The 22,679-nt window shown below is 72.2% G+C and carries 23 protein-coding genes, 1 tRNA gene and 1 pseudogene; 13 read left to right on the top strand and 12 right to left on the bottom strand.

What is annotated here, in order from left to right:
• Positions 1-54: 54 nt before the first annotated feature.
• Both KBX06_RS10220 and KBX06_RS10215 read right to left on the bottom strand, forming a co-directional pair.
• A complete protein-coding gene (locus KBX06_RS10220; protein ID WP_247685638.1) occupies positions 55-2,274 on the bottom strand; it encodes an ATP-binding domain-containing protein in 2,220 nt (739 codons plus the stop codon).
• Between the two features lie 261 nt (positions 2,275-2,535).
• Positions 2,536-3,645 (bottom strand): sigma-E factor regulatory protein RseB domain-containing protein, encoded by a 1,110-nt coding sequence (locus tag KBX06_RS10215; RefSeq protein ID WP_210834233.1) that lies wholly within the window; start codon positions 3,643-3,645, stop codon positions 2,536-2,538.
• Between the two features lie 94 nt (positions 3,646-3,739).
• On the opposite strand from KBX06_RS10215, the gene KBX06_RS10210 reads away from it, so the two are divergent.
• Positions 3,740-4,396 carry a response regulator transcription factor gene (locus KBX06_RS10210; protein WP_210834232.1) on the top strand — a complete coding sequence of 219 codons (657 nt, stop codon included), beginning with the start codon at positions 3,740-3,742 and terminating at the stop codon, positions 4,394-4,396.
• Positions 4,393-5,922 (top strand): ATP-binding protein, encoded by a 1,530-nt coding sequence (locus KBX06_RS10205; RefSeq protein ID WP_307854550.1) that lies wholly within the window; start codon positions 4,393-4,395, stop codon positions 5,920-5,922. The genes KBX06_RS10210 and KBX06_RS10205 overlap by 4 nt, the downstream gene beginning before the upstream one ends.
• A 10-nt stretch (positions 5,923-5,932) precedes the next feature.
• Here the strand turns inward: KBX06_RS10205 and KBX06_RS10200 are convergent, their stop codons facing one another.
• Positions 5,933-7,486: a tetratricopeptide repeat protein gene (locus KBX06_RS10200; RefSeq protein ID WP_210834231.1), complete on the bottom strand. Its 1,554-nt coding sequence runs from the start codon at positions 7,484-7,486 to the stop codon at positions 5,933-5,935.
• A 57-nt stretch (positions 7,487-7,543) separates the two neighbouring features.
• A complete protein-coding gene (locus tag KBX06_RS10195) occupies positions 7,544-8,005 on the bottom strand; it encodes a MarR family winged helix-turn-helix transcriptional regulator (RefSeq protein ID WP_210834230.1) in 462 nt (153 codons plus the stop codon).
• Between the two features lie 51 nt (positions 8,006-8,056).
• Here KBX06_RS10195 and KBX06_RS10190 point away from each other — a divergent pair, with 51 nt between their 5' ends.
• Both KBX06_RS10190 and KBX06_RS10185 read left to right on the top strand, forming a co-directional pair.
• Positions 8,057-8,578 carry a VOC family protein gene (locus KBX06_RS10190; RefSeq protein WP_210834229.1) on the top strand — a complete coding sequence of 174 codons (522 nt, stop codon included), beginning with the start codon at positions 8,057-8,059 and terminating at the stop codon, positions 8,576-8,578.
• A 176-nt stretch (positions 8,579-8,754) separates the two neighbouring features.
• A complete protein-coding gene (locus tag KBX06_RS10185; RefSeq protein ID WP_210834228.1) occupies positions 8,755-9,645 on the top strand; it encodes a hypothetical protein in 891 nt (296 codons plus the stop codon).
• Between the two features lie 56 nt (positions 9,646-9,701).
• Here KBX06_RS10185 and KBX06_RS10180 read toward each other — a convergent pair whose 3' ends face one another.
• Entirely contained in the window at positions 9,702-9,881 is a 180-nt protein-coding gene (locus tag KBX06_RS10180) for a DUF4236 domain-containing protein (protein ID WP_007075522.1), read from the bottom strand.
• Positions 9,882-10,219: 338 nt separating this feature from the next.
• Here KBX06_RS10180 and KBX06_RS10175 point away from each other — a divergent pair, with 338 nt between their 5' ends.
• A complete protein-coding gene (locus KBX06_RS10175) occupies positions 10,220-10,786 on the top strand; it encodes a flavin reductase family protein (protein ID WP_210834227.1) in 567 nt (188 codons plus the stop codon).
• 34 nt (positions 10,787-10,820) lie between these two features.
• Here the strand turns inward: KBX06_RS10175 and KBX06_RS10170 are convergent, their stop codons facing one another.
• Together KBX06_RS10170 and KBX06_RS10165 are read right to left on the bottom strand one after the other, a co-directional pair.
• The gene (locus KBX06_RS10170) at positions 10,821-11,333 is read right to left on the bottom strand and encodes a GNAT family N-acetyltransferase (protein ID WP_210834226.1); all 513 of its coding nucleotides are present in this window, start codon (positions 11,331-11,333) and stop codon (positions 10,821-10,823) included.
• An 82-nt stretch (positions 11,334-11,415) separates the two neighbouring features.
• Positions 11,416-12,321, bottom strand: coding sequence for a helix-turn-helix transcriptional regulator (locus KBX06_RS10165; RefSeq protein WP_210834225.1), 906 nt, complete (start codon positions 12,319-12,321; stop codon positions 11,416-11,418).
• A 344-nt stretch (positions 12,322-12,665) separates the two neighbouring features.
• Here KBX06_RS10165 and KBX06_RS10160 point away from each other — a divergent pair, with 344 nt between their 5' ends.
• Positions 12,666-13,442, top strand: coding sequence for a glucose 1-dehydrogenase (locus KBX06_RS10160; protein WP_210834224.1), 777 nt, complete (start codon positions 12,666-12,668; stop codon positions 13,440-13,442).
• A gap of 102 nt (positions 13,443-13,544) precedes the next feature.
• Here the strand turns inward: KBX06_RS10160 and KBX06_RS10155 are convergent, their stop codons facing one another.
• On the bottom strand, positions 13,545-13,976 hold the full coding sequence (locus tag KBX06_RS10155) for an SsgA family sporulation/cell division regulator (RefSeq protein WP_053653619.1): 432 nt from the start codon (positions 13,974-13,976) through the stop codon (positions 13,545-13,547).
• Positions 13,977-14,279: 303 nt separating this feature from the next.
• Between KBX06_RS10155 and KBX06_RS10150 the strand changes: the two genes are divergently transcribed.
• The 5 genes and pseudogenes from KBX06_RS10150 to KBX06_RS10130 all read left to right on the top strand — a co-directional run bounded on the left by KBX06_RS10150 (position 14,280) and on the right by KBX06_RS10130 (position 16,874).
• Entirely contained in the window at positions 14,280-14,825 is a 546-nt protein-coding gene (locus tag KBX06_RS10150) for a TIGR02611 family protein (protein ID WP_247685634.1), read from the top strand.
• A 103-nt stretch (positions 14,826-14,928) separates the two neighbouring features.
• Positions 14,929-15,003 (top strand) — tRNA-Val (locus KBX06_RS10145).
• Between the two features lie 499 nt (positions 15,004-15,502).
• Positions 15,503-15,696, top strand: a pseudogene (locus KBX06_RS10140) (transposase); the annotation flags it as partial.
• Positions 15,676-16,071, top strand: a complete 396-nt coding sequence (locus tag KBX06_RS10135) for a hypothetical protein (RefSeq protein ID WP_210834441.1) — start codon at positions 15,676-15,678, stop codon at positions 16,069-16,071. The pseudogene KBX06_RS10140 and the gene KBX06_RS10135, both read left to right, overlap by 21 nt.
• A gap of 110 nt (positions 16,072-16,181) precedes the next feature.
• Positions 16,182-16,874: a DUF4304 domain-containing protein gene (locus KBX06_RS10130; RefSeq protein ID WP_210834222.1), complete on the top strand. Its 693-nt coding sequence runs from the start codon at positions 16,182-16,184 to the stop codon at positions 16,872-16,874.
• Positions 16,875-17,867: 993 nt separating this feature from the next.
• On the opposite strand, the gene KBX06_RS27715 is transcribed toward KBX06_RS10130, so the two are convergent.
• Complete coding sequence (locus KBX06_RS27715; RefSeq protein WP_247685633.1) at positions 17,868-17,993, bottom strand: tyrosine-type recombinase/integrase; 126 nt, start codon at positions 17,991-17,993, stop codon at positions 17,868-17,870.
• Between the two features lie 511 nt (positions 17,994-18,504).
• Here KBX06_RS27715 and KBX06_RS10120 point away from each other — a divergent pair.
• Both KBX06_RS10120 and KBX06_RS10115 read left to right on the top strand, forming a co-directional pair.
• A complete protein-coding gene (locus KBX06_RS10120; protein WP_210834221.1) occupies positions 18,505-19,197 on the top strand; it encodes a DUF6218 family protein in 693 nt (230 codons plus the stop codon).
• A 9-nt stretch (positions 19,198-19,206) separates the two neighbouring features.
• Positions 19,207-20,439, top strand: a complete 1,233-nt coding sequence (locus tag KBX06_RS10115) for an exonuclease domain-containing protein (RefSeq protein ID WP_210834220.1) — start codon at positions 19,207-19,209, stop codon at positions 20,437-20,439.
• A 545-nt stretch (positions 20,440-20,984) separates the two neighbouring features.
• Here the strand turns inward: KBX06_RS10115 and KBX06_RS10110 are convergent.
• The 3 genes from KBX06_RS10110 to KBX06_RS10100 all read right to left on the bottom strand — a co-directional run.
• Entirely contained in the window at positions 20,985-21,242 is a 258-nt protein-coding gene (locus KBX06_RS10110) for a hypothetical protein (protein ID WP_210834219.1), read from the bottom strand.
• Between the two features lie 163 nt (positions 21,243-21,405).
• Positions 21,406-22,233 (bottom strand): hypothetical protein, encoded by an 828-nt coding sequence (locus tag KBX06_RS10105; protein ID WP_210834218.1) that lies wholly within the window; start codon positions 22,231-22,233, stop codon positions 21,406-21,408.
• A 20-nt stretch (positions 22,234-22,253) separates the two neighbouring features.
• The coding region (locus KBX06_RS10100) for an integrase core domain-containing protein (protein ID WP_210834217.1) at positions 22,254-22,679 on the bottom strand (426 nt) is incomplete at its 5' end.

Raw genomic sequence — 22,679 nt, 5'->3', positions numbered from 1 at the left:
CCCACCCCGATCCCCTCCGGAGCGGCGGGGATCGGGGGCGCGCGGGGCCGGTGGTCAGGTGGGGCGGAGGATTCCCAGGCGTTGGGTGGCGCGGGTGAGGGCGACGTAGAGGTCGCTGCGGCCCCGGGGTGACTCCGCCACGATGCGGTCGGGGTCGACCAGGAGGACCGAGTCGAATTCGAGGCCCTTGGCCTGCCCGACGGTGAGCACCACCAGGCGGCTCTCCAACTCGGGGTCCTCGCCGACGGCGGCCTCGGGCAGGGCGGCGGTGAGCGCGGCGCCCAGCTCGTCGACCCGCCCGGCCGGCACGATCACTCCGAGCCGGCCGTCGTCCAGGCCGGCCGCCTCCCGGGTCGCGGCGGCCACGAGCTCCGCCGCCAACCGCTCCGGCGGCACCGCGCGGTCTGACGGCGGAACCCCGCCGGAGCGTACGGAGCGGGGCGGGCGCAGCGCCGGGTCGATCTCGGCGAGCACCTCGGCGGCGACCGCCATGATCTCGGCCGGCGTGCGGTAGCTGACGGTCAGCTCCTCCAACCGCCAGCGCTGCGCCACGTACGGCTCCAGCGCGTCGGCCCAGGACGGCGTGCCGGCCAGCGCGCCGGTCTGGGCCACGTCGCCGACGATGGTCATCGAGCGGCTCGGGCAACGGCGCATCAGCAGCCGCCAGGCCATCGGCGACAGCTCCTGCGCCTCGTCCACGATGACGTGCCCGAACGCCCAGCGCCGGTCGGCCGCGGCCCGCTGGGCGGTGGTCAGCCGGTCCGCCTCCTCCTGCCGCTCCAGCAGCCGGTCGGCGTCGAGCAGGTCGGTGACGCCGAGGATCTCACCGCCCTCGGCCTCGTCCTCCACGTCGATGGAGCGGGAGCCCCGGGCGATCTCCAGCACGCCCTCGGCGTACTCCCGTTGCAGGGCCCGGATCCGCTCCTGGCGGGCGGCGGCGGCCCGCTCGTCCTCGCCGAGCAGCTCGGCCGCCTCGTCCAGCAGCGGCACGTCGGCCGGCGTCCAGCCGCCCGGCTCGCGGCGCAGCACGGCCCGCTCAGCGTCGCTGAGCATGGGCGCGGCGACGGCGATCCGGTCGGCGGCGGCGTACAGGTCGGCGAGCAGGCGCTGCGGGGTGAGCACCGGCCAGAGCTGGTCCAGCACGGCCCGCACCTCGGGCTCCTCGCGTAGTTCGCGGCGGATCTCCGCCACGTCGGCCTCGTCGAGCAGGTTCTCCCCGCCCAGCGGGTCCGCCCCGATGCGCTCGGCGACCTGGGCGGCGAGGGCGTGGACGATCTCGACGTCGAAGAGCGCCCGGGCCAGGTTGTGCGGCCGGCCGGAGCGGCGGGCCCGGTCCCGGGCGGCGTGGACGGTCTCCGGGTCGAGCCGCAGCACCTCCTGCTGCGGCAGTTCGATCTCCAGCGGCTCGTCGGGCACCCACTGCCGGTCGCGGACGGCGGCGGCCAGCACCTCGACCATCACCGCGCGGCCCTTGAGCGCGGCGGTCGCCGCCGGCTCGGCCCGGCGGGCGCTGACCCCGGGGAAGAGGTCGCCCTGCGTCCGCAGCAGCACGCCGGTCTCGGCCAGCGCCGGGAGCACCTGGGAGATGTAGCGCAGGAACGTGGCGTTCGGGCCGACCAGGAGCACGCCCCGGGTGGAGAGCTGCTCCCGGTGGGTGTAGAGCAGGTACGCCGCGCGGTGCAGCGCGACCGCCGTCTTGCCGGTGCCGGGGCCACCCTGCACGACCAGTACGCCCGGCAGGTCGGCGCGGATGATCCGGTCCTGCTCGGCCTGGATGGTCTCGACGATGTCGCGCATCCGCCCGGTGCGCCCGGCGTTGAGCGCGGCGAGCAGCGACGCCTCGCCGGTCAGCTCCTCGTGGGCGGTGGGGGAGGCGGTGGCCAGGTCCAGCACCTCGTCGTTGAGCGCGATCACCTTGCGTTCCCGGGTGCGCAGGTGCCGGCGACGGCGTACCCCCTGCGGGTTGGCCGCGGTGGCGAGATAGAAGGCGCGGGCCGCCGGAGCGCGCCAGTCCATCAGCAGCGGATCGTAGTCGCCACCGGTGTCGAAGATGCCGATCCGGCCGATGTAGTGGGGGCCGCCGTCGTCGGTGTCGAGCCGGCCGAAGCAGAGGCCGCTCTCCACCGCGGAGAACTGCTCGACCTGGTCGGCGTACATCCGTACCGCGCTGTCGCGCTGGGAACGGGCCTGGAGGGTGCCGCCGGTCGCCCGCAGCTCGTCGGTCAACCGATCGGAGGCCTGCTCACGCAGCTCGTCCAACCGGCGGTAGAGCATCGAGACGTATTCCTGTTCGCGGCCGATCTCGTCCTCGGGCCGCAATTCGGCGGAATCGGCGGAATGCCTTGACAAGCCGTCTCCCATTTGGTTAGCATCTCTCTCGGAACGGCCTTTCGGGAGCCGTTCTTTTTTGTTGCCTGAACTGAGAAAGATACCGTGCGCCGGCCGTCGCGACCAAGCGCGCCGGGCCACGCCACGGGCCAGCCCGCACACGACAGCGGGGGCCCGCCAGGTGGCGGGCCCCCGGACTGCCGACGCTCAGCCCCGGGCGACCTCGTAGAGCCGCTCCGGCGTCACCGCGCCGGCGATGAGCCGGCCGTCGTCGGTGAGCAACGCGCTGAACAGCTTCCCGGTCAGCAGCCGGCCGCTGCCCCAGTCGCCGCTGACCTTGGGCAGCGCGCCGAGCAGCGCCGCCGGGTCACCGGTCGGTCCGTTTGCGGCGCGGCCGGGGGAGGCGGGTCGGTCGGCGGGCGTGCCGGCGCCGTCGAGCCGCGCGACCACCACCGTGGCCCAGCTCTCGCCGACGGTACGCACCTCCGGTCGCGCACCGTCCGCGTGCCGCTTCCCGGGCGCGTCGGCGGGCCGACCGCCGGCGGTCTCCTCGGTCACCTTCACCCCGGGCGGCGGGTTGAAGGCGAACTGACCGGCGTCGGGTCGGGCGTACGACACCTGGGTGAAGGCCATCTCGAAGGCAGGCTTGTCGCTGCCGTCGGCGAAGACCTCGAAGCGCAGCGGCACGTGCTGCCGGGCGTCGATGGCGATGCGCACCTGGTGCACCAGCGAGGCGGCGTCGCGCGGGGCGAGCACCAGCTCGTACGCGGACCGGCCGGCGACCGTGGCGGACCGGCCGACGCTCACCTCGGTGCTCGGGCCGATCGCCGCCAGGGCCCGGTCGGCCGCCTCACCGGGGGTGACCGGCAGCTGCGGGGCCTCGGCCCCGGTGCCCTCGGGCAGCGTGCGGTGGGTGGCGGTGTTGGACCGGCTGCTCCAGGTCCACACGTCACGGCCGTTGCGGATGACGTCGTGCTCGCCGAGCGTGTCCACCAGGGCGACGCGCTGCCGGTCGGGCCCGGAGTGCCAGACCCGCAGCGTGTGCGTGCCGGTCAACAGGCCGGTCAGGCCGTCGCCGGCGACCAGGCCGGCCAGCGGCGGCAGGCCCAGGTCGGCGCGCTGCACGACCGTGCCGGAGAGCCCTTCCAGCCGGGCGGTCTGCAGGTCGACCAGGAGTTGGGCGGCGGTACGCGGCGGCAGGCTCGGCTCGGCCTGGGCGGCGAACGTGCCGAGCGCGGCGCCGCCGCCGATGACGGTCGCGACGGCGGTCACCGGGACCAGCCAACGCAGGACGGGACGGCTCTTCAGGACGGACATGTGACACCTCCTGCCGACATCCTGCCCCCTCGACGCTGTGAGGGCGCTGAGGAGGGCCGTACGACCCCATGCGCCCGGGTGGCACCCTTGAGGCGTGCGGTTGCTGGTGGTGGAGGACGAGACGCGGCTGGCGTCCGCCCTGCAACGGGGGTTGCAGGCCGAGGGGTTCGCGGTGGACGTGGCGGCGACCGGCCCGGAGGGGCTCGACGCGGCACGGCACGGCGGGTACGACGCGATGATCCTCGACGTGATGCTGCCCGGCCTCTCCGGCTACGAGCTGGTGCGCCGGCTGCGCGCCGAGGAGCACTGGCTCCCGGTGCTCATGCTCTCGGCCAAGGACGGCGAGTACGACCAGGCCGACGGGCTCGACTGCGGGGCCGACGACTACCTCACCAAGCCCTTCTCGTACGTGGTGCTGCTGGCCCGGCTGCGGGCCCTGCTGCGCCGGGGCGCCCCCGAACGCCCGGCGGTGCTCGCGGTCGGCGACCTCCGGCTCGACCCGGCCCGGCGGCGGGTGACCCGCGCCGACGCCGAGGTCGCACTGACCAGCCGGGAGTTCGCGTTGCTCGACTACCTCATGCGCCGCGCGGGCGAGGTGGTCTCCAAGACCGAGCTGCTGGACCACGTCTGGGACGCCGGCGTCGAGACGGCGCCCAACGCGGTCGAGGTCTACGTCGGGTACCTGCGACGCAAGATCGGCCGGGAGCGCCTGGAGACGGTCCGGGGCGCCGGCTACCGGCTGGCCCAGTGACGCGGGGGGTGAGCGGGCGCCTGCGCCTCGCGCTCGGGCTGCGCGGGCGGCTGATGGCGGTCGGCGTGCTCGGCGTGTCGGGCGGGCTGGCCGTCGGGGGGCTCGTCCTGCTCGCCGTGCTGGGCTGGGCCCTGCAACGCGCCGTGGACACCGAGGCGTTCCGCACCGCCGACGCGGTCGCGCTGCTCGCCGCCGAGGAGGTCCTGCCCGACCCGCTGCCGGTGGCCGGCGGGCAGGTGCGGGTGCAGGTGATCGACGCCGCCGGCCGGGTGCGCGCCGCCTCGATCGACGCCGACCGGCTGGTGCCCATGGTGGCGCCGGAGCGTGTCGACGCGGGTGTGCGGCAGCGGCTGACGGTGTCGGGGGAGCGCGTCGGCCTGGCCGGGCCGGTGCGGGTGGTGGCCGTACCGGCGGGCACCGCCGCCGACCCGCGCACCGTCCTGGTGGCCCGGTCCCTGGCGGACGTGCGACACAGCGCGAGCGTCGTCCGGACCATCCTGCTGGTGAGCTTCCCGCTGCTGGTGGCGGTGCTCGCCGCCGTGGCCTGGCGGGTGGTCGGCGCGACCCTGCGCCCCGTGGAGGCGTTGCGCCGGGGCGCCGAGGAGATCACCGGGCGGGACGGGGGCGGGCGGCTGCCCGTACCGGCGTCGCGGGACGAGATCCACCGGCTGGCGGTCACGCTCAACGGCATGCTGGGCCGGCTGGAGTCCGCCCGGGACCGGCAACGGGCGTTCGTCGCCGACGCCGCGCACGAGCTGCGCAGCCCGCTGACGAACATCCGTACCGAGTTGGAGGTCGCCCGGCGGCTGGCCGACCGGACGGACTGGACGGTGGTGTCGGCGAACCTGCTCGCCGACACCGAGCGGCTCGGCCGGCTCGTCGACGACCTGCTGCTGCTGGCCCGGCTCGACGAGCGGCCGCCGGCGCGGGCCACCGGGCCGGTCGAGCTGGGGGCCCTGCTGGCGGCGGTGGCCGCCCGCCACCCGTCGCCGCCGGTGCGCCTCGACGCGCCGGCGACGCCGCTGTGGACCGAGGGCGACCCCGACGAGCTGCGCCGGATCCTGACCAACCTGGTCGACAACGCCGTCCGGCACGCCCACCGGGAGGTGGTGCTGGCCGCCGGGCCGTCCGTCGACCGGGAGGGCGGCGACGCGGGGACCGCCAGCGGGGGCCAGGGCGACGGCGGGACGGTCGGCCGGGCGGCGGGCGACGGGAGGACCGCCGGCCGGGGAGCGGGGGGCGGCGGTGCTGACGCGGCGGCGTACCACCTGGTGACGGTGACCGACGACGGGCCGGGGATCCCGGCGGCGGACCGGGAGCGGGTCTTCGGCCGGTTCACCCGGCTCGACGACGCCCGCGCCCGCGACGACGGCGGCGCCGGCCTCGGCCTGGCCATCGTGCGCGAACTGGTCCGTCGGGCCGGCGGTGGCATCGAGCTGACCGACGCTGACCCCGGCCGGGCCGCCGGGCCAGGGCTGCGGGTGCGGCTGCTGCTGCCGGCCCTGCCCGACCCGGAGCGCCCCTGACGTCGGAGCGTCAGCCGCGGCGGGTGCAGACCTGCTGCGCGCGGGCGATCGTGTCGGTCGACCACACGACCGCGACGGTGAAGCAGTAGTCGGTGCTGCGGTTCAGGCCGTAGACGACGAAGGCGGTGGTGCCGGCGGGCAGGTTGGCGAAGGCCGTCTGTGCCTGGCCGGCCCGGCCGCCCGAGATGACCACCGGGCCCTCCCCACCGGCCGGGTACGTCCAACGCAGGGCCACGTTGTCGCGGTTGTCCCGCAGCGTCACCGCACCGGGCGGGCTGCCGGGGGAGGCCGGGGCCCCGGCCGTCGGACCGGCGGCGGGCGGCGTGCCCGTGCCGGCCGGCGCGGAGGCCGACGCGCCGGTGGCGGCCGGGGGCGCCGGGTCGGGGTCCCCGTCCATCGCGGCCACCCCGGCGATCACCGCGGCCGTGCCCAGCAGCACGACCGCGACGCCACCGACGACGAGCGGCAGCAGCCGGTTGGCGCGCCGGGACGGCGCGCGGTGCACCGGCACCGGCAGCAGCCGCGACGGCTGGTAGGGCTGCTCGGGCGCGTCGGGCTGACGGACCCGGTGCACCCCGTCGGCCGCCTCGGCGGTGGTGCCGCCCGCCAGGGGTACGACGGCCGGCGGCACGGCGCTGTCGGCCGGCCCGTCTCCGGCGTCGGCCTCGGGCGGCCACCAGCCGGGCGGCGGGTCCTCCGTCGGCTGCCGGGGCGCCGGCACCGGGTGCGACGGCGCGGCGTACGGCTCCGGCTCCGCCGGACGGTAGCCCGGCTGCGAGGGGTGCTGCGCCGTCGACGGCGCGTCGCCCGGGGGCGGGGTGCGCGCGGACGGCACGATCGGGCCGTCCCGCCCGACGGGTGCGGTGTCGGCGCAGACGTGGTCCGGGTTGGCCGCCGCCCGGGCCAGCCCCGCGACCTGCGCCGCCAGCGGATCGTCCGCCGGCAGGTGCTGCCGGCACAGCTCCCGGGCCAGCGCCAGGTTGTCGTGCGCCTCGGCGAACTGCCCGCAGTCGCGTCGCATCGCTCCGAGCCGGGCCAGCATCTTGATGCCGCTGGGGTGCCCGTCGCCGTAGACCTCGCGGTGCAGCTCCCAGGCGTCCTGCAACCGGTCGCGGGCCACCTGGCACTGGCCGCGCGCGTACTCCACGGTGGCCAGGTCGGCGTGGGCGGCGAGCACCCGCAGCGACTCGGGGCCGTCGAGCGCGGTCAGCTCGATGATCACTTCCTGGTAGAGCCGGGCGGCGCGGGACCAGCTGCCGACCCGGTGCAGCACCGCCGCGAGGGTGGCCGCGGCGGCGACCGTGCGCTGGTCGGAGCGCCCGTGCAACCGGGTCGTGGCCGCGTACGCGAACGCGGCCCAGCCCCGGGCCGAGTGCGGCTCGCCGAGGGCGACCAGCACGCGGGCCTGGAGGCTGGCGGCCTCGGCCAGCTCGGGCGTGGCGTTGGCCGGACGCGGATCGGCGTCGGTCAGCGCGTCGGCGAGCAGCCGTTGGGCACCGGCGAGGTCGCCGGCGGACACCAGGTGGTGCGCCTGGTCAGTCAGATCACCGAAGCCGGAAGGCACGCCCCATCGTGCTCATCCGACGACGGTAAGTACAAGACCCGGGTGGGAGTGTATTGGTCAAGAACCGGTCAGGTGTGCGGTGAGCGTCTCGCTGATCCGGCGCAGCTGGTCCACCTGGGCCGGGGTCAACGCGTCGAACAGGTGTCGGCGTACCCCCTCGACGTGGCCGGGCGCGGCGGCGGCGAGGGTGACGAATCCCTCATCGGTGAGGGTCGCGATCTGCCCGCGCCGGTCGGTGGGGCACTCCTCGCGGCGGACCCAGCCGGCCGCCTCGAGCCGGGCCACGGCGTGCGAGAGCCGGCTGCGCGAGGAGCCGCTGGCCTGGGCCAGGTCGCTCATCCGCAACTGCCGCTGTGGCGCCTCGGAGAGCCGGACCAGGATCTCGTAGTACGCGTGCGGCATCCCGGCGTCGCGTTGCAGTTCCCGGTCCAGCGTCTCCATCAGCGCCCGGGAGGCGGTCAGGTACGCGCGCCAGGTGCGTTGCTCGTCGGGGTTCAGCCAGCGGGTCATGACCACCATCGTAGGGTCACATAATTGAACGTTCAACAAAGCCGCGCTACCGTCGGTGGCATGGGAATCCACCGCCTCAACCACGCCGTGCTCTACGTCAGCGACCTCGCCCGCAGCGTCGACTTCTACCGTGACCTGCTGGGCTTCCGGCCGATCCCGATGACGCCGGACGGATTCCGGGGCGCCGCCTTCCTCCAGGCACCCGGCTCCACCAACGACCACGACCTGGGCCTCTTCGAGGTCGGCGTCGCCGCCGGCCGCTCCACCGCCGGGCGCGGCACCGTGGGCCTGTACCACCTGGCCTGGGAGGTCGACACACTCGACGAGCTGGACGCCACCGCGCAACGGCTCGCCGCCGCCGGGGCCCTCGTCGGCACGTCCGACCACGGCACCACCAAGAGCCTCTACGGCCAGGACCCGGACGGGCTGGAGTTCGAGATCGTCTGGCTGGTGCCGGCGGACCGGCTCGACGACGCCGTGCTGGCCGCGCGCAAGCGGATCGGCCGGCTCGACCTGGACGCCGAGCGCCGACGCTACGGCGGCCAGACCCGTGGCGGGGTGGGCGTCTCCGTCCCGGCCTGACCCGGCGGGGACGGCGACGACGCTCCGGTCGCGATCCGGCCGGGTACCGACGACGCTCCGGTCACGGCCCGTTCGGCGAACCGACGACGCCCGGCCCCGCCCGACCGGGCGGTCACGCCCCGCCCGGTCGGGGGGAGCTGTGCCCGGCCCCGGGAGACGTGCGGTAGAACGGCAGCATGCCGACCGACGCCGTCCTGCGCGAGCTGCTCGTCCGACACCTGGAGACCTGGCTGCCGGGAGCGCTGCACCGCGCCCGCCGGGCCACCCTCGCCCTGGCGTACGCCGACGGCGACGCCGACTCCGCCGAGGCCGCGCTGCGGGTGGTCGCCCGGCACGCCGACCGGCTGCGTGGTCGACAGCTCACCGTGCTGGTGCTCGCCGACGGCACCGAGGAACTGCCGGCCCGGCTCGGCGCCGTGGAGGCGGAACTGCCGGCGGGCGTCGCCGTGCACCTCATGCCCGGCGGCCCGGCCCGGCTGCCGGTCGCGGTGAAGGCGGCCGGCGCGGCCGGCGCGCCCCTGCTGTCCGTCGTGGACGACGACGCCGCCGACCCCGCCGTGCTGACCGCCGCGGCAGCCGGCAAACCGGCGGACGTGCTGCTCGCCACCGCCGCCGGCACCCCCGCACGCGCCGCCCTCGCCGACGCCGGGTTCCCGCTGACGACAGAGGTGGAGCTGGTGCCCGGCACCGGTGCCCCGGCACGCCTGTTCGCCTTCGCGACCGGGTCGGACAAGAGCCTGGAGGCGTTCAAGGAGGCGCTCTGGGCGCTCGACGGTGCCGAAGGTGTGCGCTACCGCGACCCGGCCGGCGGGCTGCTCGACGTCGTTCCGGCCCCCGAAGGCGGCCCGCTGCGCGACGAGCTGTTGGCCGAGCTGGAGCGCCGTGGCCCGCGTACGGTCACCGAGCTGCGCCGGCACGCCCTCACCGCGACCGCCTACCGCTCCGGTGACGCCGTCCGCGCGCTGACCGGGCTGCTCGACGCGGGGGAGGCCACCCGCGACCCGGAGCACGGCCGGCTCGGCGGCGACGTGGTCATCTCCGCCCGTGGCGGAGCGACGGCCTCCTGACCGGACGCCGAGCGGGGTGCCGGTGAATCACCGGCACCCCGCTCGACCTCGGGACCTCACGCCCGGGACTTGTCCTGCTTCCAGGACAGCGGGCCCGGCAGATCCACGCGGTGCGCCTTGGCCCGCGAGTTCCAGGACCAACGACCGATCTTGATGCTCCAGGACGAGAACCCGTTCTCGGTGAAGTTCAGGATGATCGGGCCGTACTTCTTGCGCTTGCGGAACATCAGACCCATCGTCAAGCTCCCTTCGATTCCCTTCCCTGCCCTGTCGGACCCGAACATTCCCGGATGGCCGAATCGGGAAACCCGCGCCCGTCGCACGTGGATCATCCGAGGGAACTGGCGGCCCCTGTCCGTTCCGACGGAGGCCAGGCGAGCCCGGCCACCGGCATAGGGGTCCGCGACGGTGCCGGTCGACGTAGATCCCGCCCCGATAGGGGCATTGACCGGGGCTGCGGCCGGCGGCAGCATGGGGCGATGACGCAGCGGGATGCTCCTCTCCACGCGGCTGGCCCGCCCGTCGACGCAGGGCTGCCCCGCGCCACCGGCGCCCGTCCGGCGCGGGTGCCGGCGTGACCACGGTGGAGTGGTCCCGGTCGGAGGCCACCGATCTGCTGCCGGTGGACCGGGACCTGTTCCGAACGCTGCTACGCCGGCAGGCCGCCACCGTCACCGTGGTCACCACCGCCGCCGCGGGCACCGACGGGCCGACCCGCCGCGGCTCCGGCGAGCCCGTCCGGGCCGGCTTCACCGCCACGTCGTTCACCTCGGTGTCGCTGGAGCCGCCGCTCGTCTCGTTCTGCCTCGGGACCGCCTCGTCGAGCTGGCCGGTGTTCGCCCGGGCCGAGTACGTCGCCGTGCACCTGCTCGGCGCCCACCAGCGGGAGGCCGCCCGGGTCTTCGCCACCGGCGGGATCGACCGGTTCGCCGCCTATCCGCACTGGACGCCGGGGCCGTACGACGTGCCGCTGCTGTCCGGGGTGCTGGCCCGGCTGTTCTGCCGCGTCGCGCACCGGGTGCCGGCCGGCGACCACACGCTCTTCGTGGCCGAGCCGCTCGCGCTCGGCGACGGCGAGGACGGCGACCCCCTGGTCCACCATCGGGGCGGCTACACCACGACGGGCAAGCCGCCGGAGTGACGCGGCACGCAGGCCCCCCCCGGGCGCGACGGTGTCAGGCGGGGGCGCGGTCGACGACGAGCACGCGGGTGACGCTGCCGTCGTCCTCGGCGATGTCGCGCCCGTGGACGAAGCCGAGCTTGCCCAGCAGCGCCAGCGAGGCGTGGTTGGCGTCGGCGACCGTGGCGTACACGCGGGGCAGACCGAGGGTGTCGAAGCCGTAGCGGACCAGCGCCCGGGCCAGCTCGGTGCCGAGGCCAGCGCCCCAGGCCGGCTTCGCCAGCGCGTAGATGATCTCGTGTCCGTCGACCTGGTCGGTCCGCTTGATCTCGGCGTGCCCGACGTGGCGGCCGTCGCGGCGCACCGCCCAGACGTCGAAGAGGCCCTCGGCGTAGACCGTCGTGAACACGCGCCCGAACAGGGCGCCGGCCTCCGCGGCGCTCAGCGGGCCGTCGCCCATGAACCGGCCCACCTCCGGGTCGGTGAGCAGGGCGATGAAGTCCTCGGCGTCGTCGGGCCGGTAGGGCTCCAGCAGCAGGCGGTCGGTGTGCAGGACGGGGGTGGGCATCAGCGCGGCTCCCAGGCGTCGGGTGACGCCGTCAACCTACGGACGTGGGCGGGCAGCCGGCCACCGACCATCTCCGCGGGGCTCACCATGCCCCGCGCTGGCGGCCGGTCGCCTCGGCGGGTGAAAGGGGCCGGACGAGCGGCCCGGGCACCGGCTGATCGCGGGCCGCGCGGAAGGCGCCCGGGCTCACCCCGACCTCGCGGGTGAAGAAGCGGCCGAAGTTCGTCGGCTCGGAGAAGCCCAGTCGCCGGCCGATCCGGGCTATCGGCTCGTCGGTGGCCGCCAGCAGCCGGCTCGCCTGCAGCGCCACCCGCTCGTCGACCACCTGCTTGGCGCTGCGCCCGGTCACCGCCAGACAGGCCCGGGTGAGCGTACGCACCGAGCAGCCCAGCCGGGCGGCGTAGTCCTCGACGCGGCGGGTGTGCTGGTAGCCGCGTTCGACCTCACGGCAGAGCCGGTGGAACGTGGCGGCCTCCGCCCGGGTCGCCCGGCGGGCGCGTTCGGGCAACAGCGACAGCCGCAGCAGCAGTACGGCGAGCTGGTGGCGGAGCAGTCCGCGCGCCGCGGCCACCCCCCGGTGCCGCTGGCAGTCCACCGCCAGCTGGCTCACCTCGTTGATCACCGCGTCCTCGTCCTCGCCGGCGAGCTGGAACCAGGACCCGACGGCGTCCGGGTCGACGTCGAGCCCGCGCAGCGCCGCCGGGTCCCAGCGCACCACCGTCGCGTCGAGCTGCGGACCGGCGCAGCGCAGCACCTGCCCGGCGCGCACCCGCAGCACCGTGCCGGGACGGCAGGGCAGGGCTCGGAAATCCAGCTCGGCCGTGCCGTGTCCGCCCGTGGTCAGCACGAGCAGGTCCTTGTCCAACAGCACCGGGCGCCGCCAACGTGGCTCGGGGGCGAGGTCACCGAGGGCCACCGTGTCGATCTCGGCGGGGGCGGTCGCCGGGTTGCCGGGCGGAGCGGGGGAGAGCTGACCGGAAGAGACCATCGCCTGCGACCGTAGCCCGCGGCGACGGTCAACGCATCCCGGAAGCGCTGCCCAGGCCGGGCAGCCGGTCGCCCCGCGGCTCCGGTCCGCCGGCGAGCGGTGCGCCGGGGTGGGCGGGTGTTCCGGCCGGCCCGGGCCGGGCGGCGGGCGGCGGACGGGTGGCGGACGGCGGACGGTTGCCCGGGCGGGCCGGGACGACCGGCGGCGGGGGTTGTCGAGGTCGTCGGGGGCGGGCTACGTTACCGAGCGGTAGCGCCGTCCGGTCGAGGCACGGCCGGAGCCGGTCCGCGCCGGTCGGGCCCGCCCCGCCCCGGCGGCCCCGGCCGACTCGCGATGGGATGGGCATGACGGATCTGTTCTCGGTCGAAGGCAAGACGGTCCTGGTCACCGGCGGCTCGCGGGGGATCGGCCTGATGATCGCCCAGGGCTTCGTCCGGGCCGGCGCACACGTGATCATCTCGTCCCGCAAGGCGGACGTCTGCGAGGCCGTCGCCAGGGAACTCTCCGCCGAGGGCCGATGCGAGGCCATCCCCGCCGACCTCGGCCACGACACCGGCGCCGAGGGCCTGGCCGCCGCCGTCCGGGAGCGGTTCGACCGGCTCGACGTGCTGGTCAACAACGCGGGGGCCACCTGGGGTGCGCCGCTGGAGTCGTACCCGGAGAGCGCGTTCGACAAGCTCTGGGCCGTCAACGTCAAGGCCGTCTTCCGGCTCACCACGGCGCTGCTGCCCGCGCTGCGCGCGTCGGCCAGCGCCGACGACCCGGCCCGCGTGATCAACATCGGCTCGATCGACGGCATCCGCGTGCCGACGATGGAGGTGTACGCGTACTCGGCGACCAAGGCCGCCGTGCACATGCTCACCCGCAGCCTGGCCCATCAGCTCGCCGGCGAGCGGATCACCGTCAACGCGATCGCACCGGGGCCGTTCGAGAGCAAGATGATGGCGTTCGCGCTGGAGGACCCCGCGTCCCGGGCCGCCATCGAGGGGCAGGTGCCGCTGGGTCGGATCGGCCGGCCGGAGGACATGGCCGGCACGGCGATCTACCTGTCGTCGCGCGCCGGGGCGTACCTCACCGGTGCGGTGATCCCGGTCGACGGCGGCATCACCACCCACGGCTGAGCCGGCGGGAGGCGGCAGGTGGTGCGCGTACCCCCTGGTAGGCCGGAACCGCGCGGACTCGGCAGATCCGCGCGGCTCCGGACGGCCGGAGTGGCCGGTGGTTCAGCGACCGGCGAGCAGCCGGGTAACCGCGGTGTCGACGTCCAGGTGCTCGGCCTCGCGGCCGCGCGGAACGACGACGTAGGTCCGGCGCAGGAAACGCACCAGGACGCTGCGCGGCACCTCGAACAGGGCGTTGCCGTCGGGCGACGACAGCGCCAGTGCGACGAAGTCCCCGCGCGGGGTGGCCCACGGCCAGACCCGCACGTCGCCGATGCCGGCCGGCTCGTCGAGGCCCGTGACCAGCAGTTCCCGGGCGAACGACCAGCTGACCGCCTCGCCGCCGGCGGATTCGGCGTGGAACAGGACATGGACCGCATACGGATCAGCAGGGTCGTAACGCAGACTGGCACGCACCGGCAAGGCGGTGGCATCAGGTGCGACGAGCCTTAGCGACGTCTCGACCTCTACGGTCGTCGGTCGGATGACACTCATGGACGATCTCCCCCCGGCACCGCTGCGGAACGCGCGTGTCCCGCTTTTCCCATACTCAGGTGCTACTCCTGGCTACGCTCCGCCATACGCTGACTTCACCCAGTGGTGGGAAGGGGGTCGGAAAGGCCGCGTGAATGTGAAGATTCATGTAGGATTTCCGGTTCTGCCCAGTGCGTGATCCCGCCCGGCATCGGGTGGTTCAGTCGTCGACTTACTCCGGTAACGTCCAGTCGGCCGTTGCAGTGACGGGCGCGAGCCACACTGGGGGAGGAAATGGTCATGAAACGATCCTCAGTGGATCCGATGGCAGTGCCGGGCCCGCCGAAAGTCGCGGCCCGACCAGCCGAAAAGCGGGGGTACGGGGTGCCGATGGAACAGCACGAGCGACCCGGCCGGCCGGAGGTCGAGCGGGGTGACGCCGGCCGGACGATGCTGGCCGAACGGCGGCAGCGGCCGCGCTGGCGGCAGCGGCTCAGCACCACCCTCGAACTGATCCGGGCCAACCCCACCGGACGGGTCACCCTCAAGATCTTCATCGCCATCGCCGGCGCCCTCGTCGTCACCATCGGCATCGCCCTCATCCCGCTGCCCGGACCGGGCTGGCTGCTGGTCATCGCCGGCCTGGGCGTCTGGGCCGTCGAGTTCCACTGGGCCCGCCGGCTGCTCGGCTTCACCCGCCGGCACGTGCACAACTGGACGCAGTGGGTGAAGGACCGGTCGCTGGCCGTCCGCTTCCTGCTCGGCTCCGTCGGCCTGGTCTTCGTCGGCTCGGTGGTCTGGCTCTCGCTGAAGTACAGCTTCGGCATCGACGTGGTCGCCGAGGCGCTGCACTACCTGGCGACGCACTGACTCCGGCCGACCCGGCGCTCGCCGGGCCGACCGGCCGCCGCGCGGCACGTGGACCCCGGATTTCCGGTCCGGTCCCTCGATCGGGTAGAGTCATCGGCGCTGAGGGCGATTAGCTCAGCGGGAGAGCGCTTCGTTCACACCGAAGAGGTCACTGGTTCGATCCCAGTATCGCCCACCATGGATGTATGCAGGTCGAAAGCCCGTTACTGGAACCACCGGTAACGGGCTTCGGTCGTCTTGCCCCTTAAATTGGGAGCAAACCGGGAGCAGGTAGCTCCATGGCGCACGGACGCCAAGTTGGCATGGCAACCGTCCGGCTCATGTCACCTTTACAACTTAGGGCTCACGACGGACATGCCGGGACTCCCGGGATCACTCCGGCGCGCGGTCGTACTGGGGCGGCAGCTTCGTTGGAACACCGATGTGGACAACTACCCGTTGCCGCCCTTGCGCCACGCGGTAGCAGGTAACCACCACTCCACCAAAGCGGGGAACTCAATCGGCGAGCCGGGCCGTCCAGCCGGGAGTTGCGTCCATAGGAGTGGCATACGACTTGCCCGTGATGGGCGTGTTGCGTAGATGAGAGACGGCCATCGCGTCGATCCCTGAAGACGACCAAGCCAGCGAAGGAGAAGAGGACGCGATGGGTCGCATGTGAGAATGTGAACCCCGTTGACCTGCTGCGCGAGCAGATCGAAAACGTGTGGCAGGCGCTGGCGAAGACGTTCGCGCAGGCTTTTATGTCCGCCGAGGCGGACGCGATCTGCGGCGCAGGGTATGGGCATCGCAGCGATGAGCGGGCCAACTCCTGAAACGGTTACCGGCTTCGGGAGTGGGACACCGGGCTGGGATGATCGACCTAGCGATCCCATCGACGACGATCCCCCAGATTCTGGAGGCCGCCACCATGCTGCAGCCGCACCCGTCCCGCCGTCGTGCTCGGCATGCCCACCGTCCGGACGTCTGCATGACCACGGCCGCGGCACTGGCCTGCGCCCGCCAGAACGACACCGCCCGTCACCGGAAACGCGTCCTCGACGTCCTCGCCGGGCCGCCCGACTCGCTCAACGAGCTGTCCGTCGCGTCCACCGCCACGGAAATCGACACACTCCCCGTCCTGGTAGCCGTATTCCGATCGCACGTTGGCCGTCGCGTCGTATGCCAGCCGCTCGTCGCCCGGATCGTGGGCGGTGTTGGCGTGCAGGTTCGCCACGGCCTCGCACCAGCCGATCACGTCATCCTCTGAGTGGCGGTGTGGCCTTCGCCGCATCGTAGGGTCCTCGGGAAGGTCCGCCGCGCCGCTCGAGAAGAGCCGGCGCGGCGGTTCCCGCCGTGCATCGAGAGTGAGGGAGGGTGATGACCGAGTACCTGGCGAGGGATCTAGGCCGGACGCTTTTCAAGGAGTACCTCGATCCGGTCCTGGCGGAGCGCCGCCTGGCGGGGACGGGACGCGTCTATCGGCGCATCGAAGACGACGGCGATGCTCTCATTGTTGAGTTCCAGCGATCCACGTCGTCAACCAGGAACGCGTACGCCTTCTTCGTCAACGTGGCCGTCGTGCCGCAGCCGTGGTTGCTGTGGATGCGTAGCGATTCCACGTCAGCCGACGCCGAGCCACCGGATGTCGCGGAGGGCTTGATCAGCACCCGGTTGGCCAAGCCGAATTCGCTCTGGACGTTGCCGCGTGAGGAGATGCTCCACATCCTGATGAGTGGCAGGGTTCCCGCGGGGATCGACTCCGGTGATCACGATCGGTGGTGGATCGATTCTCCTCAGGCGGTGGCCGAGAAGGGGTCGACGCTGCGTAACCTGTTGGCGGAGAAGATCGCGGAATTCACACCGCTATTGGATCGCGACGTCCTCAGAGAACGGCTCCGGTCAGGTGCCCCGCTGCCGGGTAGCTGCCCCCGCGACGCAGCGCTTGCCGTCGTGCTTGCCGATGAGGGTCCCAGTGCCGAGCTGGACGACGTGCTGAGCCGCTTGGACGACCCCCAGTCGTCGTTCGTCGACTGGGTTCGCCGGTACGCGGCCAGAGCCGAGCGCCGGTGACAGGGCAGGGGCGCGGCTCGTCGGCCGCGCTCCTGCGTCATGTGACCGTCACCTGGCTGGGGAAGAGGAGGGTTCGCACACCATCCAGGTACACGCGGGTCGACCGCGGGAAAGACGAGTGACAGCACTTCCTCGCGTTCCGGGTGGCTGCGGGCGCCCTTCCACGACCGCCGATCGGCCATCGGGACGCAGCCTCGCCGCTCCCTGAAACCGGTCGAGGGCCACAGTGGCGCTCTCGGTTACTCGGCCGCCGGCTCTCCTGCCCCGTGGCGGGGCACTCGACCTTTGATCGCACTCCAGGTACCACTGGTCACCGCGACCGCCACACTGGCCGCCGCGCTGCTCGCCGCCTCGGTCACCGTTCGGAACGAGCGTCGCAAGCGGCTGCTGGAGGCGAAACAGACCGCGTACGCCAAGGCGACCAGCACCTTGCAGCTCATCCGGCGGCACGGGGTGATCGACCAGCTGTACGACACCTTGGGTTGCGAGACACGATCGAGGCGAAAGGGCACTCACATGCCGCTGACGAGGCGCGGCGATCGTGGGCGAGCTCCCCGATCGACCGAAGCGGCTACGGGAGCCAGCACTGGTGCCAACCAAAGCACTGGCCGGCAGTTCACGATGGACCGGCGGCCGGTGGCCGGCGGCCCGGTGCGAGCCCGGTTTGGGGGGAGCAGGTTGGGAGCAGCAGGGTGCCCTCAACAGCCTTGAACTGCGTCCAACAGCATTTAACGGCGCTCAGCTGCACCCACCCTAGCCTGCGGCTCCACGTTGCCGCAGGTCAGAGTCGGTGCGGCGTCCTGTTTCACACCGAAGAGGTCACTGGTTCGATCCCAGTATCGCCCACCATCGAAGTAACGCAGAAGAGCCACCCTCGGAAGAGGGTGGCTCTTGCTGATTCCATCGTCAGTTGTCGTTGGGCGTCAGCGGGGTCGTCAGCGAACGCGTCGCGGATGCGTTGATCCAGCCCGTCGGAGCGGTGGGTGTATAGGTTCAGGTGGTCGACGATTTCTCGTGGCCCATCACGGCCTGGACGTCGTTGACCGGCACGCCGCTTATCACCAGCTCGGTGGCGTACGAGTGCCGCGGGTCGTGAAAGCGCAGCCCGCCCGGCGCCATCTTCGCCACGTGCGCGACCGCGGCAGGATCGCTGCGGAGGCCAGGTCCCTGCTCGCGGGCGTTCCGGCCTTCGGCGTGGAGTTCGGACCGGTCGTCGTGGCGGACGAAGCGATTGTCATGCCGGCCGAGCCAGCGGAACCGATTCGCGAGCTACGCCGCCTGACCCGCCCGGCCATCGGCCGGGTGCTTGGTGAGGACCAGGTCGCCGAGAACACGGACGGTCTCGCCCACACGTCAGCGTCGCCTACGTCACTGCGGACGGATCAGCGGTGCCGTACGTCGGAACGAGGAGGCCGCTGGCTGTACAGCTATCCGTGCAGGCATGTCGATCAATGGCGTAGCCTGCGCGGAATCTTCAGACGGCAAGGGATGTCTAGATTGCACAGCACTGCGAGCGTGAGTCGCGTTCCAGACAGCTAGACAGCCCAGATGACCGACCCTGTAGGTCACCGACGCTGGTTACGGTGATCATCTCGCTGTCAATAATTGAGGAACTGCAAGGAGCTTCTGCGTGGAGGCATCTGAAAACGAGCTGTTCACACCGGTCGACTACGTGCCCGGCGCGCGGGGCCACGGCGTTCTGGCCGTCGGCCCTGACAGCGACGGCGACGACGCGTTGGCCGTGTGGCGGCTCAGCCCGACCGGCCGCGCAGGTGGCGCGTGGGTTGTTCATTTCGACGATGTCGAACGGGATCCTGAGCAACTGCGTCGGATCATGTCGATGTTGCAGGATCGATGCCTGGTCGACTGGAACCGAGAGGCACCCACAGCAGCCCTGGCCAGGGTCGCCGAGGTCTTGCCGGCCGAACTGCTCACCGCCCTCCAGGGCAACATCGTCACGATCCCTGAGCTGCTGACAGAGATCAGCGAACATCGGTCCACCTATGCGGCTGCGGTCGAACGATACAAGGCGGACACCAAGTCGAAGATCGCTCCGTTGGTTTGGCCTACCGAGCTGCCAGACCAGCAGGACCTCGCCGGATGGGCTGCTCGGGCCCACTCCACGGCTGCGTCACCGGTTGCGGCGACGGCTCTGGCGCTGACCGCCGCCGTCGCCAGTACCGCACAACTGTGGCAGGACACAGAACAGGCGCGGTACCGCCGGGTCTGCCTGCGCTCGCTGGGCGACCCGCAGCCGCTGCCGCCGCGATGGCTGGCGCGACTGCGCCAGGCAGTGCCCAGCGACTCTTTGGTCTCGGCGTAGGGGAGCCACGTGTACGCAGTCATCGACCTCGAAACCACGGGTCTTCGCACCAGCTGGCACGACCGAATCGTCGAGGTGGCGGTTGTCCACGTCGACGAGAACGGCCGCGTTACCGACGAGTGGTGCAGCCTGGTCAACCCAGACCGCGACCTCGGGCCGCAGGCCATCCACGGCATCTCGGCTGCCGAGGCGCGGCAGGCACCCCGCTTCGATCAGGTTGCTGGCCACCTCGCCGGCATGCTGCGCGGCAGGGTCTTGGTCGCCCACAACCTGACGTTCGACGGCCTGTTCCTGCACGCCGAGTACCAACGCGCCGGGATCTATGCACCCATCGACCAGGCCGCTGGCCTCTGCACGATGCGGCTGGCCCCAGACTTCCTGCCCTCGGCCGGTCGCAGCCTGCACGACTGCTGTCGAGCCGCTGGACTCCCGCCATACCAGGCGCACTCGGCCCTGCATGACGCCCGAGCCGCCGCTCAACTCCTCAGCTACTACCTCACAGCAGCCGGCAGCCCACCCCCGTGGGCAGATGCAGCAACGGCCGCCGCAAGGCTCTCGTGGCCACCGATTACCACGCAGCCAGTGGTGGCCGTTCAGCGGCGCACCGCAGGCCAGCGGGAACAGCACTTCCTCGCACGGCTGGTCGATCGGCTGCCCCGACTGCACGAGCCCCGGGGAGACGCCTACATGGACCTGCTCGACCAAGCGCTCCTTGACCGGCACATCTCTGCCACGGAGGCCGACGCGCTTGTCGCCACAGCGGAGGAGTTCGGGCTGGCCCGCGTCGATATCGAGCACCTGCACCGGACCTACCTGGCGAGCCTCGCTGGGATCGCGCTCGAAGACGACGTCTTGACCCCGAACGAGCGCAGCGACCTGGACCAGGTGGCCCGGTTGCTCGGCCTTCAACGATCCGACGTCGACCACGCCCTGACCACCGCTGCCTCGGTCATCCCACAGCAGCGTCGCCCCGGCGCATGGCAGCTCCAACCAGGTGACGTGGTTGTCTTTACCGGCGCGATGGAGCCGCCTCGGTGGGCGTGGGAGGAAGAGGCAAGAGCTGCAGGCCTCGACGTGGGCAACAATGTCACAAAGAAGACCCGCCTGCTTATTGCCGCAGACCCAGACACAATGTCAGGGAAGGCTAAGAAAGCTCGCCAGTACGGCATCCCGGTCGTTCATCCCGCCGCCTACCAGAGCATGCTGGCCGGACTCACCGCCCCCGCCTTCTCTCCGACCTGAATCGCCTCAAGCCGTCGACAGTGCGGTTGGGCGGCGAAGTCAGCAGGAAGTCAGCAAGGTGATTGGGATCCACCCCGCTTGAACGACCTCGGACGGTGGCGGCCTCGATCCTGACGGCATCAGTAGATATCGGTCGGGACGTACCGGGTACGAGATCACCTTCACACCGAAGAGGTCACTGGTTCGGTCCTAGTATCGCCCACCATAGATATTTGCAGGTGGTCAGCCCGTCACCGGAATAACCGGTGACGGGCTTTCGCGCTGTCGCCTCTGAGAGTGGGAGCAGACTGGGAGCACAGCCTCCGGACTCTGGCGTCCGACTGCCCTGGCCTCCGCAACTGCATCCGGCCCGCGAGGGCCGTCTCTTGCACCCTCGCGGCGGACGCGAACCCGGCTGCTGCGGACATCCCGCGTCGACGGGCCACGCGACACACTCCCGAGCCAGTAGCAGGACGACACGTAGCTGCTCTGGTGATCGAGCACCGTGCGCGGACGGGCTCGTGCCACCGGCGCCGGAACTCGATCCCCGCTTCCGAGATCAAGGATCAGGCGTGCCCGGCGAAGCCGAATCGTTCGAGCATCGATGCGGGGAAGACGCGAGCTGCCGGGGACCGGCCGAACTCCTGCCGGAATCGTTCGGAGAATCGCTGGTTGATATCGCCCGCCTGTTTGACCAGTCGTGGCTGGGGTGGGTTGCCGGCTGGCTTGCCGAGGAAGCGGAGTACGGCGGCGCAGGTGCCAGGGACGTCGGTGACGAGTGATTCGTACTCGATGGTGCAGATCGCAACGCGCTTGCTGGCCATCGGGCTGGGGTAGATCGATGGAATGAGGTATCCCGATGGAGGTGAGTTGTCCGCGCGGGGGCGGGCGAGGCGTGAGGCGGTACGGCGGCAGGCGGCGCGGTGGCGGCGGTCACGCGGGCGGAGGGTGGCCTGAGCGTCACGGTCACCCTCCCCCGCGCGGTCCTCACAGCAGGATGATGTCCTGCCAGCTGACGTCCAGGTCGATCAGCACCACCATGAGGTGCCCCTCGCCGCTCTCCAGATACTCGAGTGCCTGGAAGCCCCGCTCCCACGCGACGATCGCCAGCTCGTGGAACGGCTGCTGGGCCGTCTCGATCCGCAGGCAGGTGTTTGTGTCCCAGGCCGCCTCGATCAGCAGCCAGCCGGGGGTGCCGACCTGGCACAGGCCCACGAAGCCGTTGTTCGCCGGCGCCACGGGGACGTCGTCCTCGGGCTTCGGAGGCTTCGAGAGGTCCTTGACCCGCAGCACGTTGAGGTGGCTGAGGTCCTTGCCGAAGACGCAGGCGCCGTACTTGACCGCCGTGGCCAGGCGCGGCGAGAAGTACGTGCCGACGCCGTAGTAGTTGCCGCTGTTCGTCGTCTTGCAGTCGAAGTGGCCGGGGTCCAGAACGACGAACGCCTTGTCGATCTTGACTCCGCGGAACCAGGTGCAGCCACCGTTGTTCGCCGGCGTCCGCCAGTCAACGGGCAGGTGCCGCAACAGCTTTTCGTAGTTGCCTGCGGGCCGGATGTCGTTGACCTCGGACAGGACGAAGTTGATGTCCTTGATGAGCGTCTGGTAGCCGTCGTGGTCGTAGTGCACGCCGAGCTCGGCGTGGTACTTCTGGACGTCCTGCTGCAGGGCCAGGACCAGGTCGTGCGCCTGGACGAGCACCCGGTCCAGCTCCGCCGAGTCGGGTTTCGTGTGCAGCCAGTAGCGGATCTGGTTGCGGATCCAGGTCGCCTCCCGGGCGGCGGCGTCGAGGCGGGCGGCCGCTTCGGAACGTGTCAAGGATTTGAGGCCAGCGGGAGTTATGCGGCCTGAGGTTCCGGCTCTGGCTTGTTGATCCACACGTGGTCGGGTAGATCGAGGATCTTCGGCAGGAGCCGGCTGGTGCCGAAGCGTTCCGGGTGCGTCCTGCGGGCTGCGGCGAGGGTGTCGACGCGGCCGGCACGCACCGCGTGGTGACGGCCGTGGTGGACCTCGGCGGGGGTGTGCAGGCCGATCCCCGAATGCCGGTGGCAGTTGTTGTACCAGGTCACGAAGTTGGTCATGAACGCTCGTGCGGCGGCCAGGGACACGAACCTGTCCGGGAAGACCGGCGCGTACTTCAACGTCTTGAACCACGCCTCGCTGTACGGGTTGTCATTCGACACCTTCGGTCGGGAGTGCGACCGGGTCACAGTCAGGTCTTCGAGCAGGTCAGACACCGACTTTGAGGTCATCGACGTGCCCCG

It is taken from the genome of Micromonospora sp. C31, assembly GCF_018070575.1.
Taxonomy (GTDB): Bacteria; Actinomycetota; Actinomycetes; order Mycobacteriales; family Micromonosporaceae; genus Micromonospora.
The sequence above is the reverse complement of the archived record's forward strand: the minus strand, read 5'-3'. Positions and strand labels throughout refer to the sequence as shown.

Excerpts from the sequence above, each read along its gene's own strand:
- KBX06_RS10220 (WP_247685638.1), bottom strand. The coding sequence starts at position 2,274 with ATGCTCTACCGCCGGTTGGACGAGCTGCGTGAGCAGGCCTCCGATCGG.
- KBX06_RS10215 (WP_210834233.1), bottom strand. The coding sequence starts at position 3,645 with ATGTCCGTCCTGAAGAGCCGTCCCGTCCTGCGTTGGCTGGTCCCGGTG.
- KBX06_RS10195 (WP_210834230.1), bottom strand. The coding sequence starts at position 8,005 with ATGGTGGTCATGACCCGCTGGCTGAACCCCGACGAGCAACGCACCTGG.
- KBX06_RS10190 (WP_210834229.1), top strand. The coding sequence starts at position 8,057 with ATGGGAATCCACCGCCTCAACCACGCCGTGCTCTACGTCAGCGACCTC.
- KBX06_RS10185 (WP_210834228.1), top strand. The coding sequence starts at position 8,755 with ATGCCGACCGACGCCGTCCTGCGCGAGCTGCTCGTCCGACACCTGGAG.
- KBX06_RS10180 (WP_007075522.1), bottom strand. The coding sequence starts at position 9,881 with ATGGGTCTGATGTTCCGCAAGCGCAAGAAGTACGGCCCGATCATCCTG.
- KBX06_RS10170 (WP_210834226.1), bottom strand. The coding sequence starts at position 11,333 with ATGCCCACCCCCGTCCTGCACACCGACCGCCTGCTGCTGGAGCCCTAC.
- KBX06_RS10165 (WP_210834225.1), bottom strand. The coding sequence starts at position 12,321 with ATGGTCTCTTCCGGTCAGCTCTCCCCCGCTCCGCCCGGCAACCCGGCG.
- KBX06_RS10160 (WP_210834224.1), top strand. The coding sequence starts at position 12,666 with ATGACGGATCTGTTCTCGGTCGAAGGCAAGACGGTCCTGGTCACCGGC.
- KBX06_RS10155 (WP_053653619.1), bottom strand. The coding sequence starts at position 13,976 with ATGAGTGTCATCCGACCGACGACCGTAGAGGTCGAGACGTCGCTAAGG.
- KBX06_RS10150 (WP_247685634.1), top strand. The coding sequence starts at position 14,280 with ATGGCAGTGCCGGGCCCGCCGAAAGTCGCGGCCCGACCAGCCGAAAAG.
- KBX06_RS10135 (WP_210834441.1), top strand. The coding sequence starts at position 15,676 with ATGATCGACCTAGCGATCCCATCGACGACGATCCCCCAGATTCTGGAG.
- KBX06_RS10130 (WP_210834222.1), top strand. The coding sequence starts at position 16,182 with ATGACCGAGTACCTGGCGAGGGATCTAGGCCGGACGCTTTTCAAGGAG.
- KBX06_RS27715 (WP_247685633.1), bottom strand. The coding sequence starts at position 17,993 with ATGGCGCCGGGCGGGCTGCGCTTTCACGACCCGCGGCACTCGTACGCC.
- KBX06_RS10110 (WP_210834219.1), bottom strand. The coding sequence starts at position 21,242 with ATGGCCAGCAAGCGCGTTGCGATCTGCACCATCGAGTACGAATCACTC.